Annotated in this window: 12 protein-coding genes, 2 pseudogenes and 2 riboswitches; of the genes and pseudogenes, 5 read left to right on the top strand and 9 right to left on the bottom strand. The window is 62.8% G+C overall.

Annotated elements, in window-relative coordinates:
* Positions 1-28: 28 nt before the first annotated feature.
* From ACYZGB_RS02965 to ACYZGB_RS02925, 9 genes and pseudogenes are all read right to left on the bottom strand, one after another.
* On the bottom strand, positions 29-991 hold the full coding sequence (locus ACYZGB_RS02965; protein ID WP_462386714.1) for a TRAP transporter substrate-binding protein: 963 nt from the start codon (positions 989-991) through the stop codon (positions 29-31).
* 72 nt (positions 992-1063) lie between these two features.
* Entirely contained in the window at positions 1064-2374 is a 1311-nt protein-coding gene (locus ACYZGB_RS02960; protein WP_462386713.1) for a TRAP transporter large permease, read from the bottom strand.
* Between the two features lie 12 nt (positions 2375-2386).
* Positions 2387-2920: a TRAP transporter small permease subunit gene (locus tag ACYZGB_RS02955; protein ID WP_462386849.1), complete on the bottom strand. Its 534-nt coding sequence runs from the start codon at positions 2918-2920 to the stop codon at positions 2387-2389.
* Positions 2921-2996: 76 nt separating this feature from the next.
* Positions 2997-3962 (bottom strand): TRAP transporter substrate-binding protein, encoded by a 966-nt coding sequence (locus tag ACYZGB_RS02950; protein WP_462386712.1) that lies wholly within the window; start codon positions 3960-3962, stop codon positions 2997-2999.
* A gap of 17 nt (positions 3963-3979) precedes the next feature.
* Entirely contained in the window at positions 3980-4756 is a 777-nt protein-coding gene (locus ACYZGB_RS02945; RefSeq protein WP_462386848.1) for a putative hydro-lyase, read from the bottom strand.
* Between the two features lie 396 nt (positions 4757-5152).
* Complete coding sequence (locus ACYZGB_RS02940; RefSeq protein WP_462386711.1) at positions 5153-6064, bottom strand: LysR family transcriptional regulator; 912 nt, start codon at positions 6062-6064, stop codon at positions 5153-5155.
* 95 nt (positions 6065-6159) lie between these two features.
* Positions 6160-6318 (bottom strand): annotated as a pseudogene (locus ACYZGB_RS02935) (Lrp/AsnC ligand binding domain-containing protein); the annotation flags it as partial.
* Positions 6305-6484 (bottom strand): annotated as a pseudogene (locus tag ACYZGB_RS02930) (LysR family transcriptional regulator); the annotation flags it as partial. The pseudogenes ACYZGB_RS02935 and ACYZGB_RS02930, both read right to left, overlap by 14 nt.
* Before the next feature lie 95 nt (positions 6485-6579).
* Entirely contained in the window at positions 6580-7044 is a 465-nt protein-coding gene (locus ACYZGB_RS02925) for an Lrp/AsnC family transcriptional regulator (protein WP_462386710.1), read from the bottom strand.
* Positions 7045-7476: 432 nt separating this feature from the next.
* On the opposite strand from ACYZGB_RS02925, the gene ACYZGB_RS02920 reads away from it, so the two are divergent.
* From ACYZGB_RS02920 to gcvH, 5 genes are all read left to right on the top strand, one after another.
* On the top strand, positions 7477-8448 hold the full coding sequence (locus tag ACYZGB_RS02920; RefSeq protein WP_462386709.1) for a TRAP transporter substrate-binding protein: 972 nt from the start codon (positions 7477-7479) through the stop codon (positions 8446-8448).
* Between the two features lie 150 nt (positions 8449-8598).
* The gene (locus ACYZGB_RS02915) at positions 8599-9093 is read left to right on the top strand and encodes a TRAP transporter small permease (RefSeq protein WP_462386708.1); all 495 of its coding nucleotides are present in this window, start codon (positions 8599-8601) and stop codon (positions 9091-9093) included.
* Positions 9090-10367: a TRAP transporter large permease gene (locus ACYZGB_RS02910; protein WP_462386707.1), complete on the top strand. Its 1278-nt coding sequence runs from the start codon at positions 9090-9092 to the stop codon at positions 10365-10367. Before ACYZGB_RS02915 ends, ACYZGB_RS02910 begins: the two co-directional genes overlap by 4 nt.
* A 17-nt stretch (positions 10368-10384) precedes the next feature.
* Positions 10385-10474: riboswitch (glycine riboswitch) on the top strand.
* A gap of 21 nt (positions 10475-10495) precedes the next feature.
* A riboswitch (glycine riboswitch) is annotated at positions 10496-10622 on the top strand.
* A gap of 50 nt (positions 10623-10672) precedes the next feature.
* Entirely contained in the window at positions 10673-11821 is a 1149-nt protein-coding gene (gene gcvT / locus ACYZGB_RS02905; protein ID WP_462386706.1) for a glycine cleavage system aminomethyltransferase GcvT, read from the top strand.
* 195 nt (positions 11822-12016) lie between these two features.
* Complete coding sequence (gcvH, locus tag ACYZGB_RS02900) at positions 12017-12391, top strand: glycine cleavage system protein GcvH (RefSeq protein ID WP_462386705.1); 375 nt, start codon at positions 12017-12019, stop codon at positions 12389-12391.
* Positions 12392-12393 lie beyond the last annotated feature (2 nt).

Genomic DNA, 12393 nt, shown 5'->3' with positions numbered 1-12393 from the left:
TGAACTGACGGACTAACGAACTAGCGGACTAGCGTTGGAAGTAGTAGGGAATGAAAATCTTGTTGGCCTCGTTGCCCACCGACTGCACCCATTCCCGGGAAAAGCGTTCGCCCAGGCGCTTGAGTTCGGTGTCCAGTTCGGCGGATGCGCGCTCGACCTTGATGCCCTTGCGCTGCAGCTCGCCCACCGACTCTTCTGCCACGGCGGCACTCAGGGCCCAGCCGCGCGTTTCAGCCTCAGCCGCCGCCTGCGTCACGGCCTGGCGCGCGGCCGGGGGCAGCGCATCAAACGCCTGCTGGTTCACAAACACGATGTTCTTGGGCAACCAGGCATTGATGCCGTAGTACTGCTTGATCTGGCCCCAGACCTGGTTCTCCACCCCGGTCAGGGCCGAGGTGATCATGGAGTCGAGCTTGCCCGCCGACAGCGCCTTGTTGACTTCGACCATGGGCACGTCCACCGGGGTGGCGCCCAGCAGCTCGGCAATGCGCACGGTGGCCGGGTTGTAGGTGCGCATGCGCGTGCCCTTGAAGTCGGCCGACGAACGCACCGGCGCGATGGAAAACAGCCCCTGGGGTGGCCAGGGCACGGCATACAGGGCCTTGAGGCCCTTGGCTGCAAAGTGCCCGTCGATCAGCGGGCGCTGCAGATCCCACAGGCGGCGCGCATCGGCGTAGCTGCGCACCAGAAATGGCACGGTGTCGGCCCCGGCAATGGGCATGCCCTGCACCAGGCTGGTCATGATGGTTTCGCCCGCCTGGGCCTTTCCGTCCTGCACGGCCTGGGGGATTTCGCCCAGCTTGAACAACGTGTTGTTGGCATGGACCTCGATGCGCAGCGCCCCACCCGAAGCGCGCTCCACGTCTTGCGCAAACTGCACCACATTGCGGGTGTGGAAGGACTCTGCGCGGTAGCCTGTGGCCAGTTTCCACTGGGTCTGGGCGTACGCCATCGGGGCCACGGCAAGCGCGGCCAGCAACACCATCTTCATGGCAGGCTCCTGAACGGGGGATGGATGCCGGCAGAACACCCGCCGGCAGATGCGGGGCGAAAAGGCCGGGAACTACTTGGCCTGGCCCATGACAAGGTCCGGGACGATGGTGACGATCTGCGGGAACATGGTGATCAGCGCAATGCACACCACCAGACACATGAAGAAAGGTATGGCAGCCTTGGCAATCAGGTTGCTGTCCTTGCCTGTCATGTTCTGCAGAACGAACAGGTTGAACCCCACGGGCGGTGTGACCTCGGCAATCTCCACCAGCAGAATCACGAAGATGCCGAACCAGATCAGGTCAAAACCGGCTTTTTCGATCATGGGCATCACCACGGCAGCGGTCAGCACGATCATGCTGATGCCGTCCAGCGCCGTCCCCAGCACCAGGTAGAAGGCCACCAGGCAGGCGATCAATGCATAGGGCGACAGGTGCAGCGAGTCCACCCATTCCGCCAGCTCACGGGGTATGCCGGTGAACGCCATGGTTTTGGTCAGAAAGGCCGCACCCGCCAGAATGAACATGATCATGCAGCTGGTACGGGCCGCGCCCGCCAGGCCTTCCTTGAAGTTCTGCCAGGTCAGCGCCCGGCTCCATCCGGCCAGGGCCAGTGCCCCCACCACCCCATAGGCCGCACATTCGGTTGCCGTGGCCCACCCGGCCACGAGGGACCAGCAGATGAAGACGATCAAGAGGGCGCAGGGAATGAGGTTGCGCGACAGATGGAGTTTTTCGCGAAAACTCAGGACAGGCTCGTCCGCAGGCATCAGCGCCTTGTTGCGCATGGACCACCAGGCGATGTAGCCCGAGAACAGCAGCATCAGCAGCAACCCGGGCAGGAAGCCCGCCAGGAAGATGCGGATGATGGAGGCATCGGCCGCGACCGCATACACCACCATGGTGATGGACGGAGGGATCAGGATGCCCAGAGTGCCGGCCGTGGCCAGCGAGCCGATGGCAATGCTCTCGTTGTAGCCGCGCTTTTTGAGGGCGGGCAGCGAGACCTTGGCAATGGTGGCGCAAGTGGCCGCCGACGACCCCGAGACCGAGCCGAAAATGCCGCAACCCAGGATGGTGGTGTGGAAAAGCCGCCCAGGCACCTTGCCCAGCCAGGGTGCCAGCCCGCTGAACATCTCCTCGCTGAGCTTGGTGCGAAACAGGATCTCGCCCATCCAGATGAAAAGCGGCAAGGCCGCCAGCTCCCAGCTGGCATTGCTCTCCCAGAACGCGGAGAACAGATTCAACCCGGGCTGGCTGTTGGTAAAAAAGGCCTGCCCGACCCAGCCGCAGATGGCCAGCGTCATGGCGATCCAGACGCCACCGGACAGCATCAGGAGCATGAGCAGCAGCAAGACGGCGCCCACAGAAAGAATGTCCATGTTCATGCTCCTTCAAAGATCGGAGGAAAAATCGCCCTTGGCGTGGCGCTCTTCCACCAGCCGGACAAAGGTCGGCACCCCGCCGCACGCCACGATCCACCATTCATCGATGACCGCCGCCAGGAACAGCACCGCACCGAGCGCGAAGCTCATTTGCGGAATCCAGATCGGGATAGCCCACAGGCCCTGCGCCAACTCATGGAACAGCCAGCTTTCGTAGGTGAAGACACAGGCCCACCACGCCAGGTAACTGATAGCCACCACGGCCACGCTCAGGCTCGCCAGCTCGAACCTGCGGCGCGCAGAGGGGGAAAGTTTTTCCAGCACCAGCGTCACCCGCACAAAATCACCGTGCTTGAAGGCATGTGCCATCGTCAGGAACGCTGCCGCTGCGCACAACCAGGCCACAACATCGTTGATGGCGCCCGTGGGAAAGCCGAGCTGCCGCCCCAGCGACTGCACCACCATCAGCACGCAGATGAGCGCAACGCACGCCGCACCTGTTGCGCCAGCAGCCAGGTAGGCGGCATCGAGTGCGCGCCGCAGCAGGTGCGGCGGCAGGTCGGGAGCGGCGGCGCTGCCCGCCGCCACCGACGTGTGAGAGATATGGGTCATACCGGTCTCACTTCTTGTTGTAGGCGTCGATGACGGACTTGCCTTCGTCGCCTGCGGTCTTGATCCAGTCTGCGGTCATGCGCTCGCCCACGGCCTTGAGTTCCTTCTTGAGGTTCTCGGCACTCACATCCACCTGCATGCCCTTGGCGGCCAGTTCCTTGAGGTACTCCTGGTCCTTCTTCTCGCTCATCGCCCAGCCGCGCTGCTCGGCCACGGCAGCCTGCGCGACCAGCGCTTCCTGCGTGGCCTTGTCCAGCGCGTCAAATGCCTTCTGGTTCACGACCACCGCGTTGCGTGGCAGCCAGGCGGCCACCCCGTAGAAATACTTCACGCTCTCGTAGAGCTTGCTGTCCACGCCGCTGGCGCTGGAAGTCAGGAAGTTGTCCACGGTGCCGGTGCTCAGTGCGGCAGACAGCTCGGCCAATTGGATGGTGACGGGCTGGGCACCCACCGCACTCGCGATGTACGAGGTGGCGGGGTTGTAAGCGCGCATCTTGGTGCCTTTCAGGTCCTTGAGCGCCGTCACCGGCTTGACGGAGTACAGACTCTGCGCGGGCCATGGCACGGTGTACAGGAGCTTCATGCCCTGGGCGCCCAGTGTCTTGACAAGCAAGGGACGGGATGCCTGATCCAGCCGCTTGGACTCAACATAGCTGGTGGCCAGAAAAGGAATGGAGTCAACGCCATAGGCAGCCGCCTCGTTGGCTGCGCCCGACAGGATGAATTCGCCCAAAGCGACCTGGCCCGACTGCACGGTGCGCTTGATTTCATTGGCCTTGAACAGCGATGCGTTGGGGTGCACCGTGATCTTGAGCTTGCCGCCCGTGGCCTTGTCCACGTCCTGCACGAACTGCTGCAGGTTCTGCACCTGGAAGGTGTTCAATGCATAGCCTGACGGGAGATCCCATTTGGTCTGGGCTTGCGAAAGTCCAGCGACAGCGAGGGCGCACATACCGAAAGCGATTTTCTTCATGGGGAACTCCTTGGGCCTTAAAAGCTGGCCAGTTGATGGTTGAAAAGGTCGGTCACCAGCATGCAGCCCGGCGCGTGGGTGATGCAGAACGCCGGTTGGGCATTGAGGATGGCGGACTGCGGCGTAACGCCACAGGCCCAGAACACGGGAATCTCATCGGGCAGCAGCGCCACGGCGTCGCCGTAGTCGGGCTTGGCAATGTCGGCAATGCCGATGAGCGCGGGGTCGCCGATGTGCACCGGCGCGCCGTGCACGTTGGGAAAGCGCGAGGTGACCTGCACGGCACGAATCACATCCGCCGCAGGCATGGGCCGCATGGACACCACCATCGCGCCGCCAAAGGGCCCGGCGGGTTCGGTGGCGATGTTGGTGCGGTACATGGCCACGTTCTTGCCTTCGTTGATGTGGCGCAGGCTGATACCGGCTTCTTGCAGCGCCGACTCGAACGAGAACGAACAGCCAAGCACAAAGGTCACAAGGTCGGGGCGCCAGAGGTCGGTGATGTCGGTCACTTCTTGCGCCAGCTCACCATGGCGCCAGACGCGGTACTGCGGCACGTCGCTGCGGATGTCGATGCCCTCGCCCAGCGATGGCAGCATGACCTGGCCGGGCTCGCTCACGGCCAGCACCGGGCAGGGCTTGGGGTTGCGCTGGCAAAAGCGCAGAAAATCACCCGCCTGCACCTCCGGCAGGATCACCAGGTTGCCCTGCACCCGGCCATGCGCCAGGCCGCTGGTGTGCGATGCCCAGGCGCCTTGCCGGATGATGCTGCGCACATGGCCGGGGTGGTTGATGCCCTCGGCGCCAAACACTGCCAGCGCTTTTTCTTGAACTGAATCCACCGTGTTTCCTTGCATTGAGAAATGTCAATTGCATGACGTTGGGCGGATTGTGTTGGGCTGCGCTGCCTGCTGGCAAATTCAAAAATTTTCTCTTAGCTCATCGATTTTTTCGATGCACACCATTGGGGCAAGGAGAACCAAGTTGGTGCCAAGGGTTAACCCTTGCAGACGATTCAAGGGTTAACCCGGGCATGGTGGATGGCGCGCAAAAAACGCTGCGCAATGGCGTTTCTTGCCCTTGCGGGCAGTTCGACCCAGCTTTGATCAGCGCCCGCAGGATGAAGGGTGGAACGCTGAACGTGCGGCGTTGCATGCACTGCGCCGGTGCATGCATGCGCCAGGGATCGCTCAGGCTTGGGCTTTGCGCGCCTTGGATGGCGGCTGTTGGGTGTCGATAAAACTGAGCGCTGAACGCACGACGGCCTCCATCGCCGGTGACGAGGGGTCTTCGCGGTAGCTCACGTGGATGGGCAGAGGCTTCAGCGGGGTATCGCAGGCCAGCGCACGCAGGTCCGGGAACGCCAGCAGCCGCTGCACCGCCAGCCGGGGCAGCGTCGCCACGCCAAAGCCGCCCTGCACCAGCTGGACCATGGCCGAGATGGACGAGATGGTGTGCACGCAACGTGGCTCGACCTGGGCCTGGCGCAGCGTGTCGAGCAAAAACACATGGGGCTGAGAGCCGCGCTGAAAGGTCAGGATGTCGGCACCCGCGAAATCCTGGAGCGCATAGCGGCGTTTGCGGTGCGTCTTGCTATTGCCCACAAACACCATCTCCATCGGCGTGACGGCCTGGCTGCGAATGCCGTCGGCTGCGGCAGGCAACGCGGCAAACACGGCGTCCAGCGTGCCCCGGCGGATCTGGTCGAGCAACACGGGCGTGGTCTCCACCGTCAGTTCCAGCTCCAGCAGCGGGTTGTCCTTGCGCAGTTGCTCCACCCACGGAATGAGCCACGAGTGCAGCACCGATTCGATGGCGCCGAGACGGATCGACACCTCCAGCGGCCCGCCCGAGCCCATCTCGGCCTTGAGCTGGCGCTGCAGCTCCAGCATGCGCTTGGCGTAGACCAGAAAACGGGCCCCGGCCACCGTGAGCTTGAAGTGCTTGTCGCGCCGGTCGAGCAGCAGCACGCCCAGCTCTTCTTCGAGTGCCGCAATGCGACTTGACATGGCCGACTGCGTGAGGAACAGCTTCTCGGCCGCACGTGTCACGCTCTTGAGGGAGGCCACCCAGTAGAAGGCTTCGACAAATCGCAGGTTCATGGTGGAGGCTCCCAAGCGCATTCCAGCAAACGCAGAATGCTCCTATTTTGATAGCTTAAAACGCTTGACCATAGCGCGGAAGCGGCCATTTTTATTCAAATCGACCCCACAAAAAGCGGCAGATCGGCCTTCTTGAGCGTGCGCAGCACAAAGCTGGATCGGCTGTGGCGTATGCCCTTGATCTTGTAGAGCTTCTCGCGCAGCAGGCGTTCGTAGTCACGCGTGTCCTTGACCACGATGCGCAGCAGGTAGTTTGAAGTGCTTGTCGCGCCGGTCGAGCAGCAGCACGCCCAGCTCTTCTTCGAGTGCCGCAATGCGACTTGACATGGCCGACTGCGTGAGGAACAGCTTCTCGGCCGCACGTGTCACGCTCTTGAGGGAGGCTACCCAGTAGAAGGCTTCGACAAATCGCAGGTTCATGGTGGAGGCTCCCAAGCGCATTTCAGCAAACGCCGAATGCTCCTATTTTGATAGCACAAAGCGCTTGACCATAGCGCGGAAGCGGCCATTTTTATTCAAATCGACCCCACAAAAAGCGGCAGATCGGCCTTCTTGAGCGTGCGCAGCACAAAGCTGGATCGGCTGTGGCGTATGCCCTTGATCTTGTAGAGCTTCTCGCGCAGCAGGCGTTCGTAGTCACGCGTGTCCTTGACCACGATGCGCAGCAGGTAGTCGTAGTCGCCCGACACCAGGTGTGCCTCGATCACCTCAGGAATGCTGGCCAGGGTCTCGCCAAATTTTTCGAGCGTGTTGTCCGAATGGCTGTCGAGCGTGACCTGCACCAGCACCGTGTCGGCCAGGTCGAGCGACTGCGGGTTGATGCGCACCGTGTAGCCCTGGATGACACCCGCCTCTTCCATCTTCTTGATGCGCCCCCAGCAGGGCGACGGGCTCAGGCCCACGGTCTGGCCGATCTCTTGCAAGCTGGCGCGCGCGTTGCCCTGCAGCACGGCGAGAATTTTTCTATCGAGGCGATCCATCGGCCGGATTATTCACAAAATTCTTCCATTGCAGCAAATTTTTCTGCAAACAAGGCCAATCGAAGCGAATTCAGCAAATTCATCTCTGCCACGCGGCGCATACTTCTTTCATCAAGGCGCTCTTACCGGAGCGCACAAACTGACAAGGCCCCGGCTGGTTACCGCCAGCACGGGGCCCTTGGCATTCCGGGCCCCATCACGAGCACCCGGCGGCGGCCATACAGACCGCATGTACAGGTCTGCCAGCCCAGCACTCGGAGTGTCGCCAATGCAACTGCAAACGCCCTGCAGCCCAGTTAATAAGCACGCTTACCAGCACAAACCCGGATGCCTGCGGCCATGCTGCACCGCCATAATTTCAGCGAGGTCGGGGGCGGCTCCGCAAGGGCCCCAGCGCAACCCACCCCTGCCCCACCATCAACAGGAGACACCATGCAATTGACCAGACTCGTCGTCGGCCTGAGCCTCGCGCTCGGCTTTGTGGCCACCGCTGCCGCGCAGACCACCATGCGCATCAGCATCTCGACGGCCCAGAATTCTCACCAGGGGATTGCCATCGACACGTTTGCCAAGGAAGTCGAAAAGCGCACCAGTGGCCGCTACAAGGTGCAGACCTTCTACAACGGCGCCCTGGGTGGCGAGCGCGAGTCGATCGAAGCCGTGCAGCTGGGCACGCAGGAGCTGGCGTTCAGCTCCACAGGCCCCATCCCCAACTTTGTGCCAGAGACCAAGATCCTGGACGTGCCCTTCCTGTTCCGCGACAAGGCCCACGCCCGCGCCGTGCTGGACGGCCCCATCGGCCAGGAGATGCTGACCAAGTTCGACAGCAAGGGCTTCAAGGCCCTGGCCTGGGCCGAAAACGGCTTCCGCCATATGACCAACAGCAAGCGTTCGGTGAACACGCCCGATGACCTCAAGGGCCTGAAGATGCGCACGATGGAGAACCCCGTGCACATCGCCGCGTACAAGGGCTTTGGCATCATCACCACGCCCATGGCCTTCCCCGAAGTGTTCACGGCCCTGCAACAAGGTACTGTGGACGGCCAGGAGAACCCGCTGCCCGTGATCATCTCGGCCAAGTTCGACCAGGTGCAAAAGCACCTGACACTGACCGGCCACGTGTATTCGCCTGCCATCTTCGTGATGAACAAGGGCGCTTTCGAGAAACTGTCGGCCGCGGACAAACAGGCCTTCATCGACGCCGCCAAGGAAGGCACCAAGGCCAATCGGGCCCGCGTGGACGAAGACGATGCCAAGGGTGTGGCCGACCTGCGCGCCAAGGGCATGACGGTGGTGGACAACCCCGACAAGTCCAAGTTTGTGGCCGCACTGGCCCCCGTGAATGCCGAATTCGAAAAACAGTTCGGCAAGGCCACGCTCGACAAGATCCGCGATTTCAAGTGATGCCCACGCTACTATCGTTGTAGTAGCAACCAACGCCCGTAGCGCAAGCGCTATCGGGCGTTTTTATTCTCGCCCCGGGTTTATTGCCTGATTGCTTACCGTGTTGTTCCCCCTGTTGATTCAACAACTGCCCATGGCTGGAACCGCCCCATGAAAAATGCTTTTCTCACCTTTGAACGATGGACCACGTTCATCGCCATGCTGGGGGCCTGCGCCATGCTGGCCCTGTCTGCCTCGCTGGGCATGTTCCAGATCCTCATGCGCTTTGTGCTGGAGCAGCCCGCCGAATGGACGGAAGTGCTGATCCGCTTCAGCCTGATCTGGATGGTGTTCCTCGCCATCCCCGCCGCCTTCCGCCAGGGGGCGATGGTGAGCGTGGATGTGCTGTACCGCTGGAGCCCTCCCGCCCTGCGGCGGGTGCTGGACTGGGTGGTCGCGCTGGCAGCCCTGGCGCTGATCGGCATCGTCATCTGGTACGGCTGGGACTACGCCCAGCGCGGTGGTGTGCAGAGCATGGCAGGGCTGGAATCCGTATCGATGTTCTGGGCCTACCTGGCCATGCCCATCGGCGGCCTGTTCTGCACTGTCGGCATCATCGGCAATCTCATCGACCCCCTGCGCATGGAACTGGAGACCGCCCAATGAGCATGGTCATGATTTCAACGATGGTGATTTGCTTTGCACTCACCATTTCGGTGGCCGTGTCCATCGGCCTCGCTTCCATCCTGGGCATCCAGGCATCCAACGCCAACATGCTGATCTCGGTGAAGGAGATGTTCGCCTCGATCAACAAGTTTCCGCTGGCGGCCATCCCCTTCTTCATCCTCGCGGGCAACCTGATGGAGACCGGTGGCATCTCGCGCCGCCTGGTGGAGTTTGCCAAGAGCATCGTGGGCGGCGTGCAGGGCGGCCTGCCCATGACCTGCGTGCTCACCTGCATGATCTTCGCGGCCGTTTCGGGCTCGTCGGTAGCCACCACGTTTGCGATTGGTGCCATCCTGATCCCCGCGCTCATCAAGCATGGCTACCCCACCAGCTATGCGGCGGCGCTGCAGGCCACCAGTGCCGAGCTGGGCGTGATCATTCCGCCCTCGATTCCGATGATCCTGTACGGCGTGAGCGCCGAAGTGTCCATTGGCGAGCTGTTCATCGCGGGCTTTGGCCCGGGCCTGCTGATCAGCGCCGCGCTGATGCTCTTCGTATGGGCGTACTGCAAGTACAAGGGCTGGGGCAAGAACGACGGCGATGGCCGCATGCCCTTTGGCAAGGCCACGCTGCAGGCAGGCTGGGCGCTGCTCATGCCTGTGATCATCCTGGGCGGCATCTACGGCGGCGTTTTCACCCCCACCGAAGCATCGGCCGTGGCCGTGTTCTATGCGCTCATCGTCGGCATGGTGATCTACCGCGAGATCCGCATCAAGGACCTGTTCGCCATCCTGCGCAAGTCGGCCATCTCGTCGGCGGTGATCATGTTCATCATCGCCAACGCCGGGCTGTTTGCGTTCCTCATCACACGTGCCGGGGTGCCCGATGCCATCGGCCGCTGGCTCGAAGCCGTGCTGCAGTCCCCTGCCCTGTTCCTGCTGGGCGTGAATGCGGCGCTGTTCGTGATCGGCATGTTCATCGAGACCAGCGCCGCCATCATCGTGCTGGCGCCCATCCTGGCGCCCGTGGCCATGCACTTTGGCATCGACCCGGTGCATTTCGGGCTGATCATGGTGGTGAACCTGGCGCTGGGCATGATCACACCGCCCTTTGGTGTGAACCTGTTTGCGGCCTGCACGGTGGCCAAGATCTCGCTGGACCGGATCATCAAACACCTGCTGCCTTTTGTGTGCGTGATCCTGGTGTGCCTGCTGGTCATTACCTATGTGCCATCGATTTCTCTGGCCTTGCGTGACCTGGTCTATGCCAAGTAGGCGTTAGAATCCCGCCCGTCAGGAGAGAGTGCTCCGCCCGCCAAACAGGGCGTGCAGCACCGCCGAAGGCGCAGGCAGCAGCCGAACGCTCAGGCAAAAGGACTGACAACCGCCCGCAGTGATGCGGGCGTTCCCTTGCTGGAGAGAGATGGCCCACCGCACCGCGTGATGAGGCCATCCACCGAAGGAGCAAACCGCATGGCCAGCCAGGGCGCTGCGGTGAATCTCTCAGGTAAAGCGGACAGCAGGGCAAATCCCGTGGCCACCCGTGTGGCTGCGGCCCCCATTTGCCCCGGAGTTCCGCCATGTCAGCCCCTGCCACGTCTACCCTGCTCACCACGCCCCTGAACGCCCTGCACATCGAGCTGGGCGCCCGCATGGTGCCTTTTGCGGGCTATTCCATGCCCGTGCAGTACCCCGCAGGCCTGATGGCCGAGCATGTGCACACCCGCACCGCAGCGGGCTTGTTCGACGTATCGCACATGGGCCAGCTCAAACTCATCGGCGCCGATGCAGCTGCGGCGTTTGAAACCCTGATGCCCGTGGACGTGATCGACCTGCCCGTAGGCAAGCAGCGCTACGGGTTGCTGCTCACCGACGAGGGCACGGTCATTGACGACCTGATGTTCTTCAACCAGGGCGAGGTGAATGGAGAGTCCACGCTGTTCGTGATCGTGAATGGCGCCTGCAAGGTGGGCGACATTGCCCATATCCAGGCCCGCATCGGCCAGCGCTGCAAAGTGGTGCCCATGCCCGACCACGCCCTGCTCGCACTGCAGGGCCCGCAGGCCGTCACCGCCCTCGCCCGCCTCGCGCCCGGCGTGGGAAAACTGGTGTTCATGACCGGCGGCGCATTCAGCATTGCAGGCTGCGACTGCTTTGTGACCCGCAGCGGCTACACCGGTGAAGACGGTTTTGAAATCTCGGTGCCCGCTGCGCAGGCCGACACCCTGGCCCGCGCCCTGCTTGCCCAGCCCGAGGTCAAACCCATCGGCCTGGGTGCCCGCAACTCGCTGCGTCTCGAAGCGGGCCTGTGCCTGTACGGCAACGACATCGACACCACCACCACGCCGCCTGAAGCCGCACTGAACTGGGCCATCCAGAAGGTGCGCCGCACCGGTGGCGCCCGCGCGGGCGGCTTCCCGGGCGCCGACAAAGTCTTGGCGCAGATCGACAACCCCGCCACCCTGCTACGCAAGCGCGTAGGCCTGGTGGCGCTGGAACGTGTGCCCGTACGCGAGCACACCGAGCTGCAAAGCACGGACGGCCAGAAGATCGGCGAAGTCACCAGTGGCCTGCTGGGCCCCACGGTGAACGAGCCCGTGGCCATGGGCTATGTGGCGCCCGCATTTGCCGCCATCGGCACGCGTGTGAACGCTATCGTGCGCGGCAAGGCCGTGCCCATGGAAGTGCGCGCCATGCCTTTCACGCCCGCCAACTACTTTCGCGGCTGAAGAAATGACATACCCCCTGAGTCGCCTACGGCGCCTTCCCCCTGGAAGGGGGACGCCCCCAGCGCGGCGGGGCGGCCCTTGCGCGGGGGCGCTGGCATGCGCCACGCACGTCGCACACGCCAAGGCATAAACCACGGCCCTTTGCCGCTTACATTGCTGATTCCTTTATTTACCCGTTGCTTGAGGAGCTTCCCCATGACCGTCAAATTTTCCAAAGAACACGAATGGATCAACACCGCCGACACCGCTGCTGCCGTGGTGGGCATCACCGTGCACGCACAAGATGCGCTGGGCGACGTGGTGTTTGTGGACCTGCCCGAGGTGGGTGCGAGCTTCAGCCAGGGTGACGTGGCGGGCGTGGTCGAGTCCGTGAAGGCTGCTGCCGACGTGTACATGCCCGTGACCGGCGAGATCGTGGAAGTGAACGAAGCCCTGCGCGCCGACCCGTCGCTGGCCAACAGCGACCCGCTGGGCGCGGGCTGGTTCTTCAAGGTCAAGCTGGCCGATGTGGCCCAGCTCGACGCCCTGATGGACGAGACGGCCTACACGGCCTTTGCAGCCAACGCCTGATG

Source organism: Acidovorax sp. Q11, assembly GCF_054950075.1.
Note: the sequence above shows the minus strand (reverse complement) of the source record. Positions and strands in the feature narration are given on the sequence as shown.

What these genes read in the sequence shown, in the direction of transcription:
- ACYZGB_RS02965 (WP_462386714.1), bottom strand. Translation starts at nt 991, where the DNA reads ATGAAGATGGTGTTGCTGGCCGCGCTTGCCGTGGCCCCGATGGCGTAC.
- ACYZGB_RS02960 (WP_462386713.1), bottom strand. Translation starts at nt 2,374, where the DNA reads ATGGACATTCTTTCTGTGGGCGCCGTCTTGCTGCTGCTCATGCTCCTG.
- ACYZGB_RS02950 (WP_462386712.1), bottom strand. Translation starts at nt 3,962, where the DNA reads ATGAAGAAAATCGCTTTCGGTATGTGCGCCCTCGCTGTCGCTGGACTT.
- ACYZGB_RS02940 (WP_462386711.1), bottom strand. Translation starts at nt 6,064, where the DNA reads ATGAACCTGCGATTTGTCGAAGCCTTCTACTGGGTGGCCTCCCTCAAG.
- ACYZGB_RS02925 (WP_462386710.1), bottom strand. Translation starts at nt 7,044, where the DNA reads ATGGATCGCCTCGATAGAAAAATTCTCGCCGTGCTGCAGGGCAACGCG.
- ACYZGB_RS02920 (WP_462386709.1), top strand. Translation starts at nt 7,477, where the DNA reads ATGCAATTGACCAGACTCGTCGTCGGCCTGAGCCTCGCGCTCGGCTTT.
- ACYZGB_RS02915 (WP_462386708.1), top strand. Translation starts at nt 8,599, where the DNA reads ATGAAAAATGCTTTTCTCACCTTTGAACGATGGACCACGTTCATCGCC.
- ACYZGB_RS02910 (WP_462386707.1), top strand. Translation starts at nt 9,090, where the DNA reads ATGAGCATGGTCATGATTTCAACGATGGTGATTTGCTTTGCACTCACC.
- gcvT (WP_462386706.1), top strand. Translation starts at nt 10,673, where the DNA reads ATGTCAGCCCCTGCCACGTCTACCCTGCTCACCACGCCCCTGAACGCC.
- gcvH (WP_462386705.1), top strand. Translation starts at nt 12,017, where the DNA reads ATGACCGTCAAATTTTCCAAAGAACACGAATGGATCAACACCGCCGAC.